At 49.0% G+C, this 22,318-nt stretch carries 23 protein-coding genes and 1 tRNA gene; 10 read left to right on the top strand and 14 right to left on the bottom strand.

Annotated elements, in window-relative coordinates; genetic code table 11:
- Nucleotides 1-305 precede the first annotated feature (305 nt).
- Nucleotides 306-644 (bottom strand): hypothetical protein, encoded by a 339-nt coding sequence (locus tag METMI_RS0117770; RefSeq protein ID WP_019867648.1) that lies wholly within the window; start codon nt 642-644, stop codon nt 306-308.
- A 127-nt stretch (nt 645-771) separates the two neighbouring features.
- Between METMI_RS0117770 and METMI_RS0117765 the strand changes: the two genes are divergently transcribed.
- Nucleotides 772-1,521: a hypothetical protein gene (locus tag METMI_RS0117765; protein WP_156829890.1), complete on the top strand. Its 750-nt coding sequence runs from the start codon at nt 772-774 to the stop codon at nt 1,519-1,521.
- 179 nt (nt 1,522-1,700) lie between these two features.
- The gene (locus METMI_RS25690) at nt 1,701-2,441 is read left to right on the top strand and encodes a hypothetical protein (RefSeq protein WP_019867646.1); all 741 of its coding nucleotides are present in this window, start codon (nt 1,701-1,703) and stop codon (nt 2,439-2,441) included.
- 754 nt (nt 2,442-3,195) lie between these two features.
- On the opposite strand, the gene METMI_RS0117745 is transcribed toward METMI_RS25690, so the two are convergent.
- The 11 genes from METMI_RS0117745 to glnA all read right to left on the bottom strand — a co-directional run bounded on the left by METMI_RS0117745 (nt 3,196) and on the right by glnA (nt 12,383).
- Nucleotides 3,196-3,477: a hypothetical protein gene (locus METMI_RS0117745; RefSeq protein ID WP_019867643.1), complete on the bottom strand. Its 282-nt coding sequence runs from the start codon at nt 3,475-3,477 to the stop codon at nt 3,196-3,198.
- Nucleotides 3,474-3,806, bottom strand: a complete 333-nt coding sequence (locus METMI_RS0117740) for a hypothetical protein (protein ID WP_019867642.1) — start codon at nt 3,804-3,806, stop codon at nt 3,474-3,476. The genes METMI_RS0117745 and METMI_RS0117740 overlap by 4 nt, the downstream gene beginning before the upstream one ends.
- Nucleotides 3,803-5,722, bottom strand: a complete 1,920-nt coding sequence (locus METMI_RS24515) for a hypothetical protein (RefSeq protein ID WP_019867641.1) — start codon at nt 5,720-5,722, stop codon at nt 3,803-3,805. The genes METMI_RS0117740 and METMI_RS24515 overlap by 4 nt, the downstream gene beginning before the upstream one ends.
- On the bottom strand, nt 5,719-6,567 hold the full coding sequence (locus METMI_RS0117730) for a toprim domain-containing protein (RefSeq protein ID WP_019867640.1): 849 nt from the start codon (nt 6,565-6,567) through the stop codon (nt 5,719-5,721). Before METMI_RS0117730 ends, METMI_RS24515 begins: the two co-directional genes overlap by 4 nt.
- Nucleotides 6,568-6,712: 145 nt before the next feature.
- On the bottom strand, nt 6,713-7,681 hold the full coding sequence (locus METMI_RS0117725) for an IS1595 family transposase (protein ID WP_019867639.1): 969 nt from the start codon (nt 7,679-7,681) through the stop codon (nt 6,713-6,715).
- A 64-nt stretch (nt 7,682-7,745) separates the two neighbouring features.
- Nucleotides 7,746-7,985 (bottom strand): hypothetical protein, encoded by a 240-nt coding sequence (locus METMI_RS0117720; protein WP_019867638.1) that lies wholly within the window; start codon nt 7,983-7,985, stop codon nt 7,746-7,748.
- On the bottom strand, nt 7,982-8,503 hold the full coding sequence (locus METMI_RS0117715; RefSeq protein WP_019867637.1) for a hypothetical protein: 522 nt from the start codon (nt 8,501-8,503) through the stop codon (nt 7,982-7,984). Before METMI_RS0117715 ends, METMI_RS0117720 begins: the two co-directional genes overlap by 4 nt.
- Complete coding sequence (locus tag METMI_RS0117710) at nt 8,503-8,766, bottom strand: helix-turn-helix transcriptional regulator (protein WP_019867636.1); 264 nt, start codon at nt 8,764-8,766, stop codon at nt 8,503-8,505. Before METMI_RS0117710 ends, METMI_RS0117715 begins: the two co-directional genes overlap by 1 nt.
- A 105-nt stretch (nt 8,767-8,871) precedes the next feature.
- Nucleotides 8,872-9,405: a hypothetical protein gene (locus tag METMI_RS0117705; RefSeq protein ID WP_019867635.1), complete on the bottom strand. Its 534-nt coding sequence runs from the start codon at nt 9,403-9,405 to the stop codon at nt 8,872-8,874.
- A 96-nt stretch (nt 9,406-9,501) separates the two neighbouring features.
- Nucleotides 9,502-10,785, bottom strand: coding sequence for a tyrosine-type recombinase/integrase (locus METMI_RS0117700; protein WP_019867634.1), 1,284 nt, complete (start codon nt 10,783-10,785; stop codon nt 9,502-9,504).
- Between the two features lie 188 nt (nt 10,786-10,973).
- Nucleotides 10,974-12,383 (bottom strand): glutamate--ammonia ligase, encoded by a 1,410-nt coding sequence (gene glnA, locus METMI_RS0117695; protein WP_019867633.1) that lies wholly within the window; start codon nt 12,381-12,383, stop codon nt 10,974-10,976.
- Between the two features lie 491 nt (nt 12,384-12,874).
- Between glnA and METMI_RS0117685 the strand changes: the two genes are divergently transcribed.
- Nucleotides 12,875-14,236: a porin gene (locus tag METMI_RS0117685; protein ID WP_019867631.1), complete on the top strand. Its 1,362-nt coding sequence runs from the start codon at nt 12,875-12,877 to the stop codon at nt 14,234-14,236.
- Between the two features lie 122 nt (nt 14,237-14,358).
- Here METMI_RS0117685 and METMI_RS0117680 read toward each other — a convergent pair whose 3' ends face one another.
- On the bottom strand, nt 14,359-14,625 hold the full coding sequence (locus tag METMI_RS0117680) for a hypothetical protein (protein ID WP_019867630.1): 267 nt from the start codon (nt 14,623-14,625) through the stop codon (nt 14,359-14,361).
- A 235-nt stretch (nt 14,626-14,860) separates the two neighbouring features.
- Here METMI_RS0117680 and METMI_RS0117675 point away from each other — a divergent pair, with 235 nt between their 5' ends.
- From METMI_RS0117675 to METMI_RS0117640, 7 genes are all read left to right on the top strand, one after another.
- The gene (locus METMI_RS0117675; protein WP_019867629.1) at nt 14,861-15,199 is read left to right on the top strand and encodes a P-II family nitrogen regulator; all 339 of its coding nucleotides are present in this window, start codon (nt 14,861-14,863) and stop codon (nt 15,197-15,199) included.
- Between the two features lie 14 nt (nt 15,200-15,213).
- Nucleotides 15,214-16,617, top strand: coding sequence for an ammonium transporter (locus tag METMI_RS0117670; protein WP_019867628.1), 1,404 nt, complete (start codon nt 15,214-15,216; stop codon nt 16,615-16,617).
- 410 nt (nt 16,618-17,027) lie between these two features.
- Nucleotides 17,028-17,117: transfer RNA gene (locus METMI_RS0117665), tRNA-Ser, on the top strand.
- A 246-nt stretch (nt 17,118-17,363) separates the two neighbouring features.
- Nucleotides 17,364-17,693, top strand: coding sequence for an Arm DNA-binding domain-containing protein (locus METMI_RS28240; protein ID WP_019867627.1), 330 nt, complete (start codon nt 17,364-17,366; stop codon nt 17,691-17,693).
- A gap of 20 nt (nt 17,694-17,713) precedes the next feature.
- A complete protein-coding gene (locus tag METMI_RS0117655) occupies nt 17,714-19,297 on the top strand; it encodes an HD domain-containing phosphohydrolase (protein WP_019867626.1) in 1,584 nt (527 codons plus the stop codon).
- Between the two features lie 124 nt (nt 19,298-19,421).
- Nucleotides 19,422-19,784, top strand: coding sequence for a Crp/Fnr family transcriptional regulator (locus METMI_RS0117650; protein ID WP_019867625.1), 363 nt, complete (start codon nt 19,422-19,424; stop codon nt 19,782-19,784).
- 468 nt (nt 19,785-20,252) lie between these two features.
- Nucleotides 20,253-20,759 carry a hypothetical protein gene (locus METMI_RS0117640; RefSeq protein ID WP_019867623.1) on the top strand — a complete coding sequence of 169 codons (507 nt, stop codon included), beginning with the start codon at nt 20,253-20,255 and terminating at the stop codon, nt 20,757-20,759.
- Nucleotides 20,760-20,963: 204 nt separating this feature from the next.
- Here the strand turns inward: METMI_RS0117640 and METMI_RS0117635 are convergent, their stop codons facing one another.
- Nucleotides 20,964-22,301 carry a leucine-rich repeat-containing protein kinase family protein gene (locus tag METMI_RS0117635; protein WP_019867622.1) on the bottom strand — a complete coding sequence of 446 codons (1,338 nt, stop codon included), beginning with the start codon at nt 22,299-22,301 and terminating at the stop codon, nt 20,964-20,966.
- Nucleotides 22,302-22,318: the final 17 nt, after the last annotated feature.

The following is a 22,318-nucleotide window of genomic DNA, read 5'->3' as shown; positions in this document are numbered from 1 at the left end:
GGCGGCTTCGCTTCACCTACCGGTGTTTTGCAAAATTTGGCGGCATTTTTGTTTATTGGGGTCTGCCCTGTCGCGTGGTATAACAACTCGCTAAAGCACACGATTCCGGTCAGCCCCACACCTTTCAACCAACGGGCAAGCCCCAAATCCCCCTTCCGTTCAGGTCGCCGAGGAATCGGTGCTTAGCTCGAAGTTGGGCGGTCTTAGTCCGGGTGGGTTGGGGGTTGTCCCGAGCTTGTAAATTGGCGGCGGCGTGGGGGCTGTCGGTTGGCTTTGCTTGGTTTCTCTGCGGGTTGGGTTAAGCGTCATCTCTGAATTCTGCGTGCTGGCAACAGGGTCGTCTCCGTATCGGTTTCGCGGGTTGTGGAAGTTGTGGCTTGGGCGGCTTGCCACCGCTGTAAGTTTTTTGTCCGGCATAGGTTTTTGTCGTTCCCTTCATTTCTGGCGGTTTGTTGGCTTTGGGTTTTTGGCGGGTTGTCCGGTTCGTTTTTGCTGTGCGGTTGCCGGTTGGGTTTTCTGGTTTGTGGCTGGCGGTTTTGGTGGTTTCGGGCTGGTTTCAGTTGGGTGTTGTCGGGCCTGGCGGGGTTAGTTTCTTTCCCGTTGTGCGGCAGTGCGGTGCGGCGGGTTTTTCCGATTCGAGCCAAGCGTCATCCTCATGCCCAACAAGCCAGTCAAAGGGACTGCCCGCCGTTCCGGCTGGCGAAGTTAGGTTTTTTCACAGGTGGACGGTTCCGCTGTAGGCCATCACGCGGGCAGCCCCTTACCGTAACGTTGGGCTTATTAAAAATCGTTACAGCTAAATTTCATCAGCAATATGCTTTCATTTATCATTTGACAAAACGGAAATTAACGATGCCTCTAAAAGGATATGATGAAACTCTTGCACAATTTCAACTGGAAAACCTGAAAAGCAGAATTGATCTCCAAGTAAACAAAAACGGTGATTTAGCGATAACTCGTGACGGTGATTTGCAAATGGGTAACATACAATCGAATGCTATATTTAGGCTAGTAGAAAGATGGCGTCAAAGTGAATCCACTATAAATGAATTATTTATCCCAATGCTTCGAGCATCAAGACAGCTTGACGAGTTATCTAAAGCAAGAGAACGGGACGAGGGGCCATCGTTAAGTCGTGAACCGAGAGAATATCACGAAGTAACCAGCAACATACTTGAATGCCAGTCAGTATCTTCAGTTCTAGCAGGCTCAATTTTTGTTGTTCTAAACAATCTTCTTCAGCGGTTTAAGCAAGATTTAAATGTGTCAGACAATGAATGGAAATCGGCTAGTCCAACGATTAAAGGTTTTTCGATTGGTGAAATATTTGCAGCAGCCGCCGCAAATTTTCGACATTACGATGAATGGGCAAGCGTTAAGACTCCAAATAAAAAGCAAATCGTTTCAATGACAGTTCTTTGTGGCTTACTTGATTGCCCTGTTCTGACAGCTCGAGGGTTTCCAACAATTCGAACAAACGAATGCGGAAGCATACTAATGATGGTTAGTAAGGGATCATAGGAAGTGTTAGTTTAGTTGCGGTGTGCTGCTTACAGCCCAACAAGTCAGTCAAAGGGACGCGTCGCCCGTTGGCGGTTTTGAAGTTTGGTTTTTATCAAGGTTCGGGGGCTTCGCTTAAGTCCGCAGATGCGGCGCGCCCCTTACCGTAACGTTAGATGTTGATCGTCGGGACTTAAATCATGGAAATTGCACAAATAACCATAGCATTTCTTTTTGGCGTATCTTTTGTTATTACGCTTCTCGTTGTTGCGGTTAAATATCCAAATCCAACAGCATTTCAATACAACGTCTTTCGTATCATCCTTTCTCTTGCTGCTTCAGGTGTTGCGGCGATGATTCCAGGATTCATAAATCTTGAGCTAAGCACAGGCACGGAACTGCTAATTCGTGCAGGTGGCGCTATTGCAGTGTTTGTAATTATCTTTTTCTTTAATCCTGCTCCGCTCATTTTAAGCAAAACCTTGGAAAACTATAAAAATGAGATTGATCGGCAAAATAAAAACAAAGATAAGGAAGTTGAGAATATATCATTAGTTGTACAAAAAATTAGGGAATGCGATAAAGCATTTAATGCGATGCTTACCGCTTTTGCAAGACAAAGTTGCACCGGACCATTTGAGGACATGGCCGATATTGTTTCAAAAGATGATAATCTAAAAGAGTCATATAGGGCATCTTACCTTGAATCTGTTAACGATTTTGGCTCTAAAACCTCTGAGTTAATGGCAACCGTGAATTCTTGCTCATTTTGGATTGGCGAAGACCTTTCATCTAAGGCAAAAGAAATCGCGGAAGCATATTCATCAATTATTTATGGGATCATTAATAACAATAAAGACGGAAAGGCTTCTGAGGTTGTAAAGAATATAGACGGTATGATTTCTGCCTTTGAAGCTGATGCTAGAAAGCACTTGGTCTAACTCAACGCTCCAGCGGACTCCGCTAACGCTCCGCCGCTGAGCTTTGCGTTGGGCGGCCTTAGTCCGGGCGGGGTTCAGCTTGTCGGCTAGGCTTGTGGGGCGCTGGTGATTTTCGGGCTGTCGGTTGCCGTTGTCTAGTTTTTTTGCGGGTTGGTTTCAGCGTTATCCCTGAATGCTGCGGATTGTTGGCTTTGCCGTTCCCGTATGCGTTTTGCGGGTTGTGTCCCCTTTGGTTTGGGCGGTCGGGTGCTGTAGCGGGTGTGTTGTCCTGCATCGGTGGTTTGCTTGGCCAAGGTTTTGGGTAAAGTTGGGGTTTAGATTTTGCCCGGTGGTTGTCCGGTCGGGTTTCCGGCTTCCACCTTCGGCATGTCGCTGTTTGGGGTTTCCGTCCGGCGGCGGTGGCGCAACCGTCCCCTTCAGTTTTGGCGGTTTGCTTGGTTGGTGTTTTGGGCAAGCTTGAAGCCTTGGCTTTTGCCTGGCGGTTGTCCGGCCGGGTTTCCGGCTTCCACTTCCGGCCTGTCGGGTGCGGCGGGGTTGCCGTCACTGCGGGGCGGCCGGGGTTAGTTTTTGTTTGGGTTGTTGGCGGCTTTAGGGCTTTTGTGCTTCATCATGCCCAACAAGCCGATCAAAGGGACTGCCCGCCATTATGGCTGGCGAAGTTTTTGGTTTTCATTGGTAGGCGGCTCCGCTGTAGGCAACCAACGGGCAGCCCCTTACCGTCACGTTGGGCTTCAAATTCCTCTTAGTTTAATGTTTAATCCAGCACGTTACGCTCCCAAGTAGCGAACACGTCCAGCACCGCCGCCCGCGCTTTATCGCTATACCATTCGTGATTCAAGGCAATGATGGCTAATGGTTTGGTTAGGCTTAAGACTTTACGTGGCGGGCATTCCTGGTCATACCAAAACTGATTGGGATCAATGTTGGCTGCCAAGAAAGTTTCACAGGCCCGTTCCAAGACACGCTTATGAGGTGTCTGAGTAAGTACGCCAATTTCATAACTGGTCAGAAAACTTTCGAAAACTTCGTTGTTCATTTTTTAATTCCTAAGTAAATTGCGCATCGGCGCGGGTGGGTGTCCGCTGGACTGTACCGGGTCGGGCTTGCCTTACATCGGCCTAGGTAATTCAGGTGTTGGCATTCGCTACAATAGTGGCGATCGTCTTCCACCAAGACATGTTCGGGGGCATGGTTATCGTTACTGGCTTTTTCCTGCTTCAACTCTTGGATGATTTCGGCCTTATGGGCTTTGAGGAACAGCACTTGGGGCGGCGTGAGTTTGGAAAACGGACTTACCGCTAAGTCCATCCCGTCCAGCTCCACGACAAATCCAGCGGCCTTGATTTTGGTTAGGGCGTGGCTCATATAACCCCCTTGTCATCATCAAAAACGTGAAGGGTGGGTTTGTAAGCGTCATATCCGTCATAAGTGTCATAGCCCACGCCGTCCGTGGCTTGCGGCTGTTTCCTATCCGTCATGCTATCCGTCATAACTGGCCTATCCGTCATGGATTCAATTCTATCCGTCATGGCTGTAGGCCGCGCCGCCTGTGGGCTGTGGTCATCACATGACGGATATGACGGATATGACGCATAAAAACCCGTATTCACTATTGTGTATTGCCGCGCCGTCATAGTCCGGCTTTCTTCAATGGATATGCCGACTCTACGCAATGAAGGCATCAGCCGTTTTATGGCGTTGCTCAAACCTTTGGGCGATTGTGGCCAGGCTTTCGACCTGGTTTGTGAATCACCCGCAATATCCGCCAAGGCCACCATCAATTCAGTGGGCTTGCCTAGCCACCGCTCACGTTCCGACACCAAGGTCATGATGGCTGAACCGATAGGGCTAGACTCCAAGCCCAATTCGACGGCTTCGTTCTGGTTTTTCTCATGCGCCGCCATGAAACTGCCCACGCTTTCCAAGCCCTGTTCACACGCCGTCACCCATTGCGCCACGTCCGCCATGCGTGGTTTATAAGGGAGTTTGACGCTATCACGGTGATTTAATCCGGCAACCAAGGCATCCAGCAATGCGCCCAATATCAGCGGCTTGGCGGTCTCGAAGGCTTTCCAGAATTCCAGTTCGCCTTTGCGGTCGCTTCCCCCAATCACGGGCTGGTTGATGATAATGGAGCGTTCCGCCAAATCGGGGCGGGTCGCCACATCATCAATACCGTTGATTAACACAGGCCGCTGGATGTCGATCAAAACCTGTTCGTTGTCGGTGAACAGGGCGCGAAGGTCGATACCGCCGCCTGTGCTAAGCCGACAAAGGCAATCGCTCAATTCCGGCGATAGGCCACTGAGATTGTCCAGCACCACGACATGGTTATTGCCTGCCGACACCAACAAGTCACGCGGGTCTTTCGGCGGTGAGCGCAAGGGGACTGTGGACGGGTCAACCAATGAGCGCAACACCCGGCTGGTGGTGCTTTTGCCCGTGCCTTGTTCGCCCTGCAATATCAGGATGGGGTAGGGTTTGACACCCGCCAAGGCACATAATAGCCAGCCTACAACTAAGGGGAGTTGTGCAGCTTCCACATTGATGTATTTGTACAATAACGTGATGTCGCCATGGGTCGAGGGTTCGGGTAAAGCCATCGCACCGCGTTTTCTAAAGAATTTCACGGGCGATCTGTCCAGCGTCCGCCAGCCATCCGCCGTGACTTCGATAACCCGCCAATCCGGGCAACCTGTATCAAGGTAGAGGGACTTGTCCAGATTAGCCACCCGCATATACACGTCGTGCTGAGGGTTGTTGAACTTGGCAATGGATTCAAGCGTGGCTAAGGCATCGGTCAGGGCGTTGGCATTGCAGCCTTTGCCAGTGAGCTTGAAAAAGGCATGGCTGAGGTGTTCCCGAAAATCCCTTGAACGTAAGGCCATGACGGCCTGACAGTCGCCAATCAGCGCGTAGCCGTCCATGTTGGGGCAATGGAACAGGCGGTTTTTCTGCCCCAGCTCAATCAAAAGGGTGGCTTGGGATTTTTTCTTGTCGTCACGGTCAAGCAAATGAACATTTGGCGTGGCTTTTTCCCGTGGGTCGATGGCGGCATCCAAGTCAATGACGGTAACACCGCCAACACCTTCACTTTTTGCGGTGTTACCGTTGGAAGCCCCGCCGTTGCTGGCTGTGCCACCTGTACCACCGATAACCCCCGTTTTTTCTTCAATAGGTTTTGGCTTGGGTTTTCTGCCCCGTTTCTTTGGGGTTTTAGGCGGTTTGTCGATGGTGTCGCCAAGGTCTTCAAACAGGTCATGGTTTGGCAATCCTCTCATACCGTCACCCCCGCGTTGACGGCATCGTTCCAGTCATACCCGATAACAGGCGGTATCAGGTATTTTCCACCACACGCCAAGGCCGCAAAGTGCGCGGCTTTCTGGCCTGTGCGGTTCTCGTCGTTGTCACCCATGATGATAATGTCGGCATCAGGGTTTTTATCCCTGACGATCTTAGCCACGTTGGCAAGGTTGCCCGCGTCAAAGGCAATAAAAACCTGATGGCCCGTGGCTTCACATAAGCTTGCCGCCGTGGCGAAACCCTCGGCAACCAACACGGTGGCGGATTTTTTGCCTAGCCACCAGAAACAGCCACTTTTTTTGCCGCCAGTCAGGAAGCGTTTAGTGCCGTCCGATTGGATGAATTGCAGGTTCACCAGCTTAAGGCTTTCATCGTAAAGAGGAACAATCAGCACACCTTTCAAACTGCCTGAATCGCCCGTTTTCGTGCCGTTGGGCTGCACCTGTTTACGATGCAAATAACCGTTGCCGGCATCGGCATAAATGGCGCGTTTCCAGAGTTTCCGCGCCTTGGTGGCGGCTTGCTGGTGGGCTTGGATAAGGGTTTGTTCCCGTGCCAGTCGGTCACGTTCGCATTGTTCACGGAATGCGGCGCGTTCGGCTTCGGTGTAGGGGCTTTCGCGCTTGGCTTGCCAGACTTCAAAAAGTCCGGTGGTGTAATCTTGAAACCAGCCACCGCGCCGATCATCGAACAAAAGGCAACGCGCCGCCTTGTTGGTTTTGGGTTTGTCCAATCCGGCAAAGGCGATAATTTTGCCTGTTGGGATATGGTCAGGCGGCACTAAACCAGCAGCCCTGATTACGTCTTGAAATTCTTTACACATGTTGGCTATCCTTAATCGCGGGATAGCGTACAGCTAGGCAATCGGGTATAATTACCCTGCTGTTTGATTGCCATAGCCGTACACCAAAGCCCGCTTAATTGTTTAATTTTGCGGGCTTTTTTGTGCCTGTGGGCTTTGTGAAAGGCTATGTCACCGTTGATTGTTGAAAATTCCCCAAGGCGGCATTGAGCAGCCATTGGGGTGTTGGGTTATGGTGCTGCTCAAAGACCCGCCGCCAGCCGAGATAGTGCGGCAAATAGTCGGTGGCGACACCATGAAAGNGGTCTAGCCACAGCTTGAAGCGGCTGTGGTAGGCATTGACGTTCTGTATGTGGTAAGCCCCTTTGACCCGCTGGTGTTGGCTAAGGTTGACGGCTTCGTGGCTGATGCCTTCCGTCCGGCAGAACGCGCTGTAGGTGGGGTTGCCGTCACTGACCAGCAGCGCGTCCGTGGCCAGCAGCCGCTTGAGGGCTTCCGACAAACGCGTCCTGGTCAGCTGGCCGTTGCCGGTGACGAAATCCAGGGTGTGGCCGGAGCGGTCNCGCGCCACCAAGATGCAGACCNGTTCGTNGGAGATGCCGCGCTTCTGGGCGCTGCCCCCACGTTTCCTGGGCTGGCGGCTTAAGTTCCGCTTGCCCTTGTCCGATTCCAGGAGATAGGTTTCATCCGCTTCGGTGATGCCTTCGAGCGCACCGGGGNNGTCCAGGCTGATACCGTCCAGGAACCGGTGCCGCCACCGGAAACTGGTGTTACGGTGGACACCCGCCTCGGCGGCGGACTCGCGCACCGTTTTCGACTCCGCCAACGCCGCCAAGTAACCCGGCCATTTGGGCTTATGGCGCAACCGCGCCAAGGGCGATCCCGTCAGGGCGTTGAAGGTTTTCCGGCAACTTTGGCAACGGTAGCGCTGCAGGCCGCTGGCGAAGCCGTACCTCGACAGCAGGATACCCGCGCAATGCGGACAAGCCGGTTTCAGCTCAAAGCGGGTTTCAACCACTTCTATGACTTCGGGCAGGTCGGTTTGACGGTCAAGTGCGGCCTTGGCCACGTTTCGCTGATGGTGGTTAAGCCCGCACAGGCTTGACAGCAATTCCTTAAAGTCTTCGGCAATCATGGGCTTGTCCTCGTCAAATGGCAGTTAACTGATCAGACAGGGCTTTGGGGGGTTGATTCCATAATTAACGGTGACATAGCCATGTCATGAGGCCGGATGAAAGGCTTTCCGCTTGGAGCTTGGCCTCTTCACCCATACGCGCCAGATAGTGCAATTGGTCGGTGTGTAAATGCCCAGCCGCCGTCTCGAAAAGCATTTCAAAGGCCGTGCTGTTCTTGGGTACGCCGTATCGGGCGCGTGGGGTTTCTTCGGTGGTTTGGTCGTTGCCCGGATTTTGGGCGGAATTTGGCTGAGTGTTGTTCATAGCGGTGACTCCATATCTAGTAGGAATGAACCGCCGCCGATTGTTGAGAATAATCGGGAGGCGGCGCGTAGCGGGTTCTCAACACCGGGATATGGTACCGGCCCGCATTTCTGCGGCCCTCTACGCGCCACCATAATGAATAGACGGCACGAAGCCGCGTAAAAGTGACGAGCAAAAAAATACCGCAAAGGGTAGCGGCGATTTTCGCCATATCTAAACGGGGTTGAGGGCCCGACTGTCACATGTGGTGACAGCGCGGACAGAATAGCCCCACGGTAGCGATCCGTCAAGCCGCGATCAATTTCACTAACAACTTGTACCAGGTTTCGTAAAAGTTCCATCACGCTGTAGCTGTCGCGCTTGCAGACTTTATATGCTTTGATTTTTGCCGGAAATCCTAGGTTGTTGATTGTTCCAACAATCCCCAACGGGGGAAGCCGAATAACCCCGTGTTGGCAATCCGTCAAGCCATTGTAGGCAACGCGCCAGCCTTGGGCGGTGTCGTTGAATCTGTCCATTACGCTACCCTCGCCGCTTCCAGTTCAACAACAAGCTGTTTAATTTCTTCGTCGGATTTTCCGGCAATACGCGCTTGGTTGATTGCCGCCACTTCATTGGCGGGCCATGCCACACGCTCCCCGCCAATTGGCACGGGCTTGGTGAATAGGCCGTTTTTGATTTTGCGGTAGATAGTTGACCGTGAATCGCCCGTTGCCTGTTCGACAATCGGGCGGCGGTACAGAGGGTTTAGGACTGGTAGAACTTGATTTTGCGTAGCCATTTCATACCTGCGAAGGTCTGCGCCCCAGCGGGATGCTGCGGGCATGGCTGTATTATTCGGTCACGGGATTGGGTTGTATTCGGATTTAAATCCGTAAAAACAATTCTATTTTTTTGGTATTTTTGGAAGAATGATTTTTGGAAGCTCCAGCTTGTGAAAATGCTCTGGATTTTCAAGAATAGAATCAATATCTTCGCCCGCTTCCCAAGCGGCCTGTAATCGTTCGGCATCATCGGCTGGCAAAAGCACCCCCATGCCTTTCTCATGTGAATAACCTGCAACAATCAACCTTTTACAGACAAGTTCATTTAATTTGGCAATGGCCTTATCGACAAATGCCCGTGATTTGTATGTCACTTTGGCAATAATTCCCCGCTTCGCCATTTGGGGCATGTCAATACGGTCTAGCATTACCCACAAAATCATTACCTTAAATTTGGTATTCATTGATTCATCACTGCGCGGCCTTCCCCTTGCAAGCGTCTCTTTAGGTGTCACAGGGTTTTTTTTGCGGGGTCTTCCGCGCTTAGGCTTCATTGTGTATTGGTTAGCTAGCCGCCTGATCTCATCAGGAGTTGGGTTGCCTTGCTTGAGTTTTTCCGCCAAGGCATTTGTAAAGTCATCAAGGTTATTGTTCATAACGCCCCATTAAAGCGCAACCCTTACGAAGGGATTAACCGGAAATAGGGTAATGACTCCCACTTGTCGCCCGCTAAAGCTATCCGGTTAAATTGGTTAAACCGCTTTCCTAAATGTCGCCTGTATCACCGTCCGCTCGTTCATCACGGTATCAAGGAAATTACCCCATGATTGCAACATTTCCAGTCGTTGGGTTTTGTATTGAGCATGTGAATATGTGCCAGCCATGCCTGGGATAGCATGGCTTAGTGCGGTTTCCACCACTTCTGGTGAATGCCCTTGTTCTCTTAGGTGTGTCGAGGCGGTGTGACGGTGGTCGTGGATGTTGTAATCTATGATGTCGCCTGCCGCCAGTGCCGCGTTATGTGCGCCATCCAGATTATTGCTGTGCATGGCTCGATTCGGGTCGGTGGGCATGGGCAGAACCCATGGGCTACCGCCACCTAGGCGTTGCAGTTCATAGAGCATTTCTATTGCTTGGGCTGGTAGCATGACTAAGTGGTCTTTTTTGGTTTTCATACGTCCGGCGGGTATTAGCATTTCGCCTTTTTCAAAATCTATTTCACTCCATGCCGCGCCGCATAATTCGCTTTTGCGTAACGCCAGCATTAAAAGCAGGTGCAATGCCAGTTTGTAGCCCCGATAACTGTTAGACTGATAAAGCCCGCTCAGGTAACGCCTGATTTCTGGTGTTGATAGCCAACGGGTGCGCTTCTTGCGGTTGCCGACTCTAGCGGCCTTTATTAATGCGGCGGGGTTGTGTTTGCAATAGTCATGCTCCACGGCATAGCTAAATATCCGATCTGCCCACCCATGACTGGAAAGGGCGGTTGCCACACCTTTATGTTCCCTGATGTCGTAAATCAATTCTCTAAGCAGGGCGACGTCTATTAATTCGAGTGGCATTTTCTCCAGTTTTGGCAGTAAGTGCAGCCTAACGGGTGTCCAGCCTTTATCAGGGTTTTTCCATTTGCTATTTACCCACTCGGTTTTATATTTGTCGGCGGCATCTCCAAAGGTTATCAAGGCTTGGATGGCTTCGGCCTCTTTGGTGGCGGTTATCTTGGCCTCAATCTCTTTTATGCTGTAACCATCAACAATCATTTGCTTTGCTTCGGGGGCATCCAGTAGCGTTGATGGATGTTTGCCAAATTCGACAAGCTGCCTCGCCACCGCATGAATCTTACGCGCATTCTCTAACGTGATTTCCGGGTAATTGCCGTAATGGTATTTGTCTTTTTTAGCATTAAGCCTGAATTCATACCGCCAAGTCTTTGTCCCCTTTTTTCGGACAACCAACGAAAGCCCTTTGCTATCACCCATTTGATAATCTTTTTCTAAGGCTTTGGCTTTCTTGATTTCTGTGTCGGTTAATGCCATTTTTGTCCCCTGTTTTTTCATATTTTTGTCGATTTTACAGGGTTTTTTAAAAAGGGGACATATTGAGGGAGAAAATAACGAGTTTCAGTGGTTTCGTGTGGGAACGTCTGGGCATAAAAAACCCCGCTAAGCCAGTAAACTTGCGGGGTCTTGGGTAGGCTTGAGCCTGCTTGAAACAGGCTTAATCCTTACAAGCTATAGTACATGTCAAACTCAACAGGGTGGGTGCTCATACGCAGACGGGTCACTTCCTGCATTTTCAGTTCGATGTAACCGTCGATCACGTCGTCAGTGAAGACGCCGCCACGAGTCAAGAACTCACGGTCTTTGTCCAATGCATCTAAGGCCTGGTCGAAAGCATGGCAAACTTGTGGGATAGCTTTTTCTTCCTCAGGTGGCAGGTCATACAAATCCTTGTCCATCGCTTCACCTGGATGGATTTTGTTTTGGATGCCGTCCAAACCAGCCATCAACATGGCGGAGAATGCCAGGTAAGGGTTTGCCGTGGAGTCTGGGAAACGCACTTCAATACGGCGGCCTTTAGGGTTGCTGACGAATGGGATACGGATGGATGCGGAACGGTTACGGGCCGAGTAAGCCAACATGACAGGGGCTTCAAAGCCAGGGACCAGGCGTTTGTAGCTGTTGGTTGACGCGTTGGTGAAAGCGTTCAGTGCTTTGGCGTGTTTGATGATGCCACCGATGTAGTACAAGGCAGTTTCAGACAGGCCGCCGTATAAATCGCCAGAGAACAGGTTGACGCCGTCTTTAGCTAAAGATTGGTGGACGTGCATACCGCTGCCGTTGTCGCCGACCATTGGTTTTGGCATGAAAGTCGCTGTCTTACCGTAAGCGTGGGCAATGTTGGCAACCACATATTTCAAGCCCAACACTTCGTCAGCTTTTTTCACCAAGGTGTTGAATTTGACACCGATTTCGCATTGTCCTGCAGTGGCGACTTCATGGTGATGCACTTCAGTCATCATGCCGAACTGTTCCAAAGTCAAACACATGGCGGAACGTATGTCTTGGAAGGAATCGACTGGAGGTACGGGGAAGTAGCCACCTTTTATACCTGGGCGATGGCCGATGTTGCCATCTTCATAGACTTTTTCAGAGTTCCAGCCCGCTTCTTGCGAGTCGATTTTGAAGAACGAACCGCTCATGTCTGAGCCCCAACGGATGTCGTCAAAAATGAAGAACTCGTTTTCTGGGCCGAAAAATGCGGTGTCGGCGATGCCAGTTGATTTTAAGTAAGCTTCAGCACGTTTTGCCAATGAACGCGGGTCACGCTCGTAACCTTGCATGTTTTTTGGCTCGATAATGTCGCAACGGATAATCAACGTGTTGTCATCATAGAAAGGATCCATAACAGCGGTTGATGGATCTGGCATCAAAATCATGTCGGATTCGTTGATGTGTTTCCAGCCCGCGATGGAAGAGCCGTCGAACATATTACCTTCTTCAAAGGTGTCTTCATCGATGGAATGGGCAGGGAAGGTGACATGTTGCTCTTTGCCGCGGGTATCGCAAAAACGAAAATCGACGAATTTAACGTCATTTTCCTGAATCAGTTTTAGTACATGTTTTACAGACATCATTGTCTCCTATTTTGGGTTATCTAACTGTAGTTATTATGAGGTCGGCTTTTATATGCCGGACACTGATAACGATAACATTTTTTTTGTTGTGATAGCCAATAAAAAATGCCCTCCCATGAGTTGCTTGGCAAGGTGATTATTTTGAGGTGGCCCGCTGTTTTTCCTGAAGGTGATCGCTGGGGTGGCCATCGCCAAAACGAATTTTGGGGTTATAAGCAAATCACGCCACTATTGTTGCTATTGTGGCTAATTTACAACTTAATAGCGCACAATAATGGTGATAAAAATAATTATACGCACCATAATAGTTCTAAGTGGGTAATTATTCACACATGAAAAATATATTATATTATTGTTTTTTAAATAAAAAAAAATATGGCATGTAACATGCTTGGTACTAGACAGTGTTTTTATGCTGAAATACTAAAATCGTTGTCTAATTGCAACAAGTCTTAATATTCAGACCTTTTTACGAGGGGACTTCAAAGATGAAAATTATTTTAAAACGTAAGAATCAGATATTGTTTGCAGCTGTAAGCAGTATTTTATCGGCAACAGCAGGAATAACGGACGCGAATGCTAGCGGGGCGTATAAAGAGATAGAAAGTGCTTTAGACCATTATGGTGTTGTTGTGGGGGCTTGGGCTAATGGTGGTGTTACTTACAATGGCAATGAACCCGATGACAACTTTAACGGCCCGGTGACATTTGGGGATAGGGCCAGCGAGTTTCAGTTGAACCAGTTGAATGTGTTCATTCAGCGTGCTGTGGCTACTGAAGGGAGCAAATGGGACTTCGGCGGACGTTTCGACTTTATGTACGGTTCCGATTCTATTTTTACCCAAGCTTACGGTGTGCCTTCATTTGATGTCAATACACAACAATCCCTACAACGGAGCGATTGGGATTTGAGCATGCTTGGCAGTAACTCCAACCGGTTCTACGACATCGCTTTACCGCAGGCTTATTTGGAAAGTTATGTCCCAGTTGGCAATGGCTTGAATTTAAAGGTGGGTCATTTTTATACGCCGATTGGCTATGAAACCGTTCCTGCGCCTGACAATTTCTTTTATACCCATGCTTATACCATGCAATATGGCGAACCTTTTACACACACGGGTGTTATGGGCAATTATACGGTAGATGATAACTGGGCTGTCATGGGCGGCTTGGTTACTGGTAGCGCGACTGGCGGTTGGGATGGTGGTTGGGACCGGCAATTGGGTAATTGGTCGGGCTTGATGGGGGCCACCTATACCACTACTGACAAAGCGACATCTTTGAATATTGCCGGTACTTATGGCGACACCTCCGAGACCAGCAGCGCCCCATGGGCTTTGTATAGCGTGGTTTTGAAGCACAACATTAATGAGAAAACGCATCTGGTTTTGCAACATGACCATGGCTTTGCGGATAAAACTTTCAATTTTACAACCGGGACTCCAAATTCATTGGATGCCGAGTGGTATGGTATCAACTCGCATCTTTACTATGATGTCAGTGATAAAGTTGTGGTGGGCATCCGTGCCGAGTGGTTCCGCGACCAAAATGGCTTGAGGGTTTGCTCACCTGGAAGGGTCGGTGCGGCAACCGATAATCAAGGCGTCAGTTACGCGGCAGCAGGAACTTATCTATCTACCTGCGCCCCTGCAACTTATTACGAGTTCACTGCGGGCGTGACATGGAAACCCAAAGAGTGGTTAAGGCTTCGCCCAAATATCCGCTATGATATTGTTGGCGAATCAAATGGTTACTCACCTTTTGTTGTTCACGGCAATCCCGGCCAACCTGGATCGACTACTGTTACAGATCAGATCACTTTCTCAACCGATTTTACTGTGACGTTTTGATCTTCAGGATTATTCCAGCAAAGAACACGCCTTCGGGTGTGTTTTTTGCGTCTTATAGTTAATCAAGATTGACAGCGGTAGGCGTTAGCCACTGCTATTCCGTTGACCCCCCCCCCACAGGATCAAAGCGCACCCAGATGACAGGTTGCCGCTATCTTCTCTGCTTGGCTAAGTACCGCGTATTTAGCCAGTTTCTGCCAGCTAAAGTTTTTCCCATAACCTGACCCGCCTTCAATTTGCTTAAGATACTGGCAGTTTTTTACGTCTGTTAATTGGGCCACTTGAGGTTGCGCAAAACTATCCAAAGAAAACCCAAGTAAACACATGGTCAACGCCAATGATTTGAGTAGGTGCCGATGATAACCTAAAGCAGTTTTTAACGCGGGCATAAGCTTTTTCCAAGAAGTTAAATGTAGGGGTGCATTATAACTAGTATCGAGCCGAAACTAAATATCCAATTGCACTTATTTGAATCAAAAAATAACAAAACGAACCAATTCAGTGCGATATATGGATGGGTATGACAAAAACTAGCAGACAACAAGCGCGTTAATTCAAGTTTATATTTGGCATACTCCGTGCTTTACGTAATTTCGAATCGTTACTATACGCAAAGAGGATGAAATGAAACTAATAACCGCAATTGTTAAACCATTTAAGCTGGACGATGTCCGTGAGGCCCTTTCGGATATAGGGGTGTCTGGTGTCACCGTAACCGAGGTCAAAGGCTTTGGTCGTCAGAAAGGCCATACCGAACTTTATCGTGGGGCTGAATATGTTGTAGATTTTTTACCGAAAGCCAAAATTGAAGTGGCTGTGGGGGAGGGCTTGGTTGACGCAGCCGTTGAGGCGATCACTAAGGCAGCAAATACAGGCAAAATCGGTGACGGTAAAATATTTGTAACTAATTTAGAGCAAGTGGTTCGGATCCGTACCGGCGAAACTGGCGACGAAGCACTCTAGTCCAAGGAGAGAACATGAAACAACATAAACCACTTATCGCTACATTGTTAGCATTGATTTTGCTTAGTTTTGCCCATTTAGGCTTTGCAGACCCCGCCCCCGCACCGACTGTCAATAAAGGTGATACCGCATGGGTCATGATTTCGACCGTATTGGTCATCCTGATGATCATTCCGGGCTTGGCATTGTTTTATGGCGGCATGGTCCGCGCCAAGAATATGCTTTCAATCTTAATGCAAGTTTTCGTCATTTTTTCGATGACCGCCTTATTGTGGGCCATTTATGGTTACAGTATCGCCTTCACCGAAGGTAACGCCTTCTTTGGGGGGCTTAGCAAGATGTTCTTGGCAGGTGTCACGCCCGACTCAGTGGCGGCGACTTTCAGCAAAGGCGTGGTTATTCCTGAGTATGCCTATATCGCTTTCCAATTGACGTTTGCTGGCATTACCCCTGCTTTGATTATCGGGGCATTTGCTGAACGGGTTAAGTTCTCCGCGATTTTGCTGTATATTTTACTATGGTTCACTTTTGCTTATTTGCCAATGGCGCATATGGTTTGGTATTGGGCGGGTCCGGATGCCTATACTGATGCTGCCGCTGCAGAAACTGCCGGTGCGACTGCCGGGTTCTTGTTCCAGAAAGGCGCGTTGGATTTCGCTGGCGGTACTGTTGTGCATATCAATGCAGGTATTGCCGGCCTAGTTGGCTGTATCATGGTTGGCAAGCGTATAGGTTATAAGAAAGAATCATTAGCCCCGCACAGCGTCACTTTAACGATGGTTGGCGCGTCATTATTGTGGGTGGGCTGGTTTGGTTTTAACGTCGGCTCAAACTTGGAAGCTAACGGTCTCGCGGCCATGGTGTTTGTCAATACCTTGTTGGCGACTGCGGCGGCGACACTGTCTTGGGTCGCGGCGGAATGGCTGATGCGTGGCAAACCCAGCATGTTGGGCGGCGCATCAGGTGCAATTGCTGGTCTGGTTGCGATCACCCCCGCATGTGGCTGGGCTGGCCCCATGGGTTCCATTTTCTTAGGTTTATTGGTTGGTGCGGTCTGTTTCTGGTCGGTCTCCAGCCTAAAAAGCATGCTCGGCTATGATGACTCTTTAGATGCTTTCGGTGTCCACGGTGTTGGCGGTATTATCGGGGCCTTAGGCACTGCTGTGGTTGCTAGTCCTGCTCTGGGCGGTACAGGCATTTGGGATTATGTCACCAATGCGGTGGCTCCTGAATATGACATGGTGGGGCAATTGATCAACCAGGCTTGGGGCGTAGGTGTTGCCGTTGTCTGGTCTGGTGGCGTATCGATAATTGCTTATAAATTGGTCGATATGGTTATTGGCCTGCGTGTCAGCGAAGAAGTCGAACGTATCGGCCTTGACGTTTCAGAACATGGTGAATCAGCTTATCACGATTAATAAATGACAGCAGTGTATTGTTAAAGACGGGCGCAACTTGCGCCCGTTTTCATTTATGTCAGCGTTAGTTATTTGGAAGCCTATGTTTTTTTATCTGGTATAAGAACGTGTTTTGAAAGTGTCGCGAGCGGTTCGAGTGCAACGACTACTGGAGGTAAGGCAACGCAAGAGCAATTGCCGGGGCGCACGGAGCGTAGAAACCGGAGTGCTGGACGTACCTGAGGAAAGCGGGCGCTGCAACGCCGCAACGAACCGCGTGGCAGCGTATAAAACATATTCTAAGTTGTGGCATTGGCTCAAAAATATTCCGTATAAAGCTCCCAGAATCGACTGTGAGGATAATCCGATTTTTAATCAAAAAATTATAAATTGACTCCAATTGGTGTTCTATTTATAATGTGGGGCTTGTTGGAGAGGTGGCAGAGCGGCCGAATGCGGCGGTCTTGAAAACCGTTGAGGGTTGATCCCCTCCCAGGGTTCGAATCCCTGCCTCTCCACCATTTACGCATACAAGCAGATGCAACGAAGTACAGAAACCTGCAAGCCGTAAGGCTTAGCGGGTTTTTTTGTGTCCAACGAAGTGCAAGCAGATACATCGATATACCGCCATTTGTGGCGAAATAAGTGGCGGTACATTCAGATTGACTGGAGTTGATACCGCCTCAAGAACGACGCCAAACCCACGCCAGATAAGGCCTACAAGATGAAAATGGCTTGTATTTGCCAGTCAATCCCAACGGCTCTAAATGCTTCCGCTACACATCCGATTCAATGGCAAGTGCAAAACGTCGGCACTTGGCATTTACCCAGCCACCTCACTTAAAGAAGCGAGGGAAAAGCGAGATACGGCCAAAAAGCAAATAGATGGCGGTATCGACCCCAACGAAAATAAGAAAGCCGGGTGTCCACTAGACCGTGGCAAGATCAGGCACACGTCGCTAAGCCGATGCATATCCCGTTTCAGCCATTATCTTAAACCCGCCATGCTTTACCAGGGTATGTTTAGCGCCCATTACAGCAGTGGGTGGGATCAGAAATGTGCGATATACTCTGGCTCACATTTTGGGCCAAGGTAATAGCGGATCGGTTTAACTATATGAATAATCAAAACATCAACGATCAGCTCGAACAGCTGATAAGCATTGGCATTTCCTTGTCATCTGAAATGAATACCGATTTGTTGCTGGAAATGATATTGCAAGGCGCCAAGCAGATCAGCAATGCCGATGGCGGCACTTTATACCGTATTTATGGCAATGCCATAAAAATGGAGATTGTCCATTCTGATAGCCTGGGTATCAAGTTAGGTGGAAGTTCAGGAACTCCAATAAACATGCCTGACATACCTTTGTTTTTCGACGATGGCTCCCCGAACCTGCAAAATGTCGTTAGCTTTTCCATCCATAACAATAAGACCATTAATATTGTCGATGCCTATAACGATCAAGACTTTGATTTTTCCGGGACTAAAGCTTTTGACCGTCAGAATAATTACCACTCGAAATCCTTTCTTGCGGTACCCATGAAAAACCATGAAGGCGACATCATTGGCATACTGCAACTCATCAATTCAATAGACAAAGAAAACCACGGCGTGACCGGTTTTGATGATATTTCGCAGCATATCACCGAAGCCCTCGCCTCCCAGGCGGCTATCGTGTTGACGAAGCAACGTTTAATTGCGGATCTGGAAAATCTGTTTGAATCATTAATTCAGCTCATCGCCACCGCTATTGACGATAAATCTCCGCATACCGGCGGGCATTGCCGCCGGGTGCCGGAATTGACAATGATGCTTGCCGAAGCGGCGCACAATACCCAGCAAGGTTATCTAAAAGACTTTGCGATGACGGACGCTGACCGCTATGAACTTAAAATTGCCGGTTGGCTACATGATTGCGGAAAAATCACCACGCCTGAGTCCGTCATAGACAAGTCCACCAAGTTGCAAACTATTTATGACCGTATAGGGTTGATTGAAACACGTTTTGAAGTTTTAAAGCGTGACCAGGAAATAGCCATGCTTAAGCAACAGATGCTTGCTTTTCAAAATGGGGAAAAACCGGATGCCGGAATTGGACAACGCTATTTGGAAGCCGTTGCCGAAATTGATGAGGATTTGGCATTCATCAGGCAGTCCAATACGGGCGGCGAGTTCATGTCGCCCGAAGACCAGAGCCGGATAAGTTCATTCGGGCAAAAAACCTGGTGTTTAAACGGCGAGCAGCTGCCGCTATTGTCTGAGAATGAAATATACAATTTAAATATTGCCAGGGGCACATTGACAGCGGAAGAACGGGGCATCATTAACCACCATATTGTCGCCACCATCGCCATGCTGGAAAAAATCACGTTTCCAAAACATCTAAAAAATGTCCCCGAATATGCAGGCGGCCATCACGAAAAAATGGACGGCACGGGTTATCCTAAAGGCTTGCGCCGGGAAGACATGTCCATCCAGGCCAGGGCCATGGCAATAGCCGATATTTTTGAGGCCTTAACCGCGAAAGACAGGCCTTATAAGTTAGGCAAAAAACTGTCTGAAGCCTTGGCCATCTTAAAAAAAATGAAAGAAACCCACCATATCGATCCGGATTTATACGATGCTTTCATCAATCAGAAAGTCTATAGACGTTATGCCGAGCAATTTTTGGATGATTATCAAATTGACGTTGACTGACCGTAATGGGATACAGGGCAATGGACAGGCACTTTGGGTATAAACCGCAGTTTCCCATAGCGTGCTAAAATGCAGCTTTGTCAACCTGGCGTTGTAACGTCCCCACTTTATTCAAGGAAATATCATGTCATTACCCCCTAATTTTAATATCTTAAATAGCGATAAAAATGTCGAAAGCTTTTCCGCAGGACAAAAAATATTCGAATCCGGTCAGGTCGGTGAAGAAATGTACTTCGTCAAATCAGGCGAAGTGACTATCGTGTTGGATGGCAAAGAGTTGATTACCCTAGGGGCAGGCGAGATTTTTGGGGAAATGGCATTGATTGACACCAAAATCAGATACGCTAATGCCATCGCTAAAACGGATTGCGAAGTGGTTGCTATTAATGAAAAATATTTCAACTTCTTAGTCCAAGAACATCCTTATTTTGCTTTGAATGTCATGCGGGTATTGGCTGAGCGCTTACGTAAAAAGACTGAATCTTGAACATTTCTGAACTATTTGCTCCGCCGTTTTGGTACAAGCTTATGTTTTTATCGGCAATGTTTGGTGATCCGTCCAGTTGGCGGATCACTTGACGTGCTAATCCGCCAGCCAAGATGAAACACCAATCAACTGGCCCACATTCCAAAAGAGACAGGCCCGCGATGGATGGTTTTGTCTCTTGCCGAAAAATATCGTCACAGCTTGATATGGGCTAAATAATTGGGTCGAAATTTATCCAATTGATTTGAAATTTTGATACGTCGCCCTTCGGGAATTTCAGCCGCAACTGTCATCTGAGGACAGATGAAAGGTGACGAAATTGAATTCATTCCAGGGGAGCTTGTCGGACTATTGATAATCCTGATGGTTTATGATATTGGCTTTCCAGCGACCTATATCAATTTGAAATAGCTGGCTTACCGGATGCGGTTATCCAACCGTTCTTATAATAACTATAGGGCACACAACATGAGTACAGAAGAAAACACCGTCATTTCCGTATTTGACACGCATTTTGAAGCTGATGAAGCCATTAAGGCCTTGAATAAATTTGGTTTTGATATGCAAAAACTGTCTATCATCGGTAAAGGCTACCAAACTGAGGAACATCCGGTAGGTTTCTATACCAAAGGTGACCGTATCAAAACTTGGGGGGGGATTGGGGCGGTTTGGGGAGGGCTATGGGGTTTGCTATTTGCTCCCGCTGTATTTTTTATTCCTGGTATCGGTTTGGTCGCGCTTGCAGGCCCGATTGTCACTACCTTAGTTGCCGCTTTGGAAAGCTCAATGGTAATGGGTGGCCTATCCGCCCTCGGAGCTGCCTTAATCAGTTCCGGGTTGGAAGAAGATGAGGTTGTTAAATACGAAAGGGATCTTATCGCAGACAAATACTTGCTTATCCTGCATGGTACTGAAGAAGAAATCGCCAAGGCCCGTGAATTGCTCGACAGTATGAAAAAAGACCAATCCGTCTAAGCTAAGGGCTTGTTGCCTAAAGGATCCATGGCTTTCATTACCTTTATGGGTGATGCTAATTCTTTGTAGTCGCCTACTGAATTTTATGGCTATGATTAGCTATGTGTTGATGTGGCATTTATCGAAAACGCGGTAAGGCGCAATAATTCTTAGGGTGCGATAGCCGTGTTGCACCCTGTCGATTACGCCTTACCGCGTTGCCTTTCAATTCAGCCCTCCGATAGCCTCAATCAATCGTCCTGTGATTTCATCAAAAAATGGCCGGCGTCCACTTTCATCGGACAAACAAGCCGATTTCAAATCATTAAGCAAACTAAACACCTGCTGATTGTCAGGCGTTGGCCTGCACCGCTCAAGCAATTCTTCAAGCAGGCAACCAAAAGCCCTTACCTCAAGCCGCTCTAAGCCATCGGCAATTACCCTATCATCAGCCGGGTAAAAAGAGGCCGCGCCGAAATCGCCAATCAATGCCCGTCCCTGGCCACAATGCAGAATGTTATGTCCATAAAGGTCGCCATGCATGATCCCTTGCTTATGCAAATGCCAGGCCGCAGAAGCAATGCCATAGGCTATCTGCAACACCACCGGTAAATCGAAGCGGGTTTCTGAAGGGTAAATGTCGCGGGTGCAAGACGCCAAGCTAGGAGGCCCGGCAAGGTTTTTGAATTCCGGACTAATCAGTTCCATCACCAAGCCGCTGACACCCGATGGATGGCCGCTCACCCTGCCGAGCACATTAATGAGATTCGGATGTTGTCCGGCAGTGATGGCGGCCGCCATTTCAGAATGCGGCAAACCATCACTGGTCACTGCGCCTTTGAACAATTTGACAGCAACGCCATAAGCACTATCGCCAGCATGATGGTAGTTAGCATGATGAATAACCCCGGAAGCGCCTTCGCCTAACAGATGCCCAAGTTCCAGGGCATTCCAAGGAATATCAGCAACTGACGAAGCCGTCAGCATCTTGCTTTCCAATTCAGCCCCAAATGGATTTCCAGAATACGCCAGCCACGATAAGCGAGGCAAAGCCAACAACCAGATGGGTAACTCGTTGAGCCGATTAGCGGCAATGCGGATCAATTCAAGCCGCTTGCAGTTGGCCAGGGAGTCCGGTAGCGCTTGGAGATTATTGCCAGCCAACATTAATTTTTGCAACTGGCTGCAATTCCCCATTGCGTGAGGCAGCTCTTCGATCTCGTTATCCGTCAGGATCAACCAACGTAATGGGGCCGGTAGCGCCTTGGCCGATACCTTGCGGATGCGGTTGGCCTTAAAGCCGATCATGCCCAGCTCAGGGCAACGGCCCAGAACCTCAGGCAACTCCGTGAACTGATTGTCAGAGCAGAAAACGATGCGCAGTTTACCCAGTTGCGCAAAATCATCGGGGAGCTCAGAGAGCGCATTGCCGGAGAGGTCAAGAACCTCCAGCGTATCTGCCAGGCCCATAATTTCGCGCGGAAAGCTGGTTAGGCCGCAGGATAATTTCAGATGGCGACTGCCGGCAAGTTCACCGGAGCGGAGCTGGTCGATTGTTTGCATTGCTGAACCTTAGAGGC

The sequence above is a fragment of the Methylovulum miyakonense HT12 genome (assembly GCF_000384075.1).
In the GTDB taxonomy this organism is placed as follows: domain Bacteria; phylum Pseudomonadota; class Gammaproteobacteria; order Methylococcales; family Methylomonadaceae; genus Methylovulum; species Methylovulum miyakonense.
This window is presented reverse-complemented; position numbering and strand designations above follow the sequence as displayed.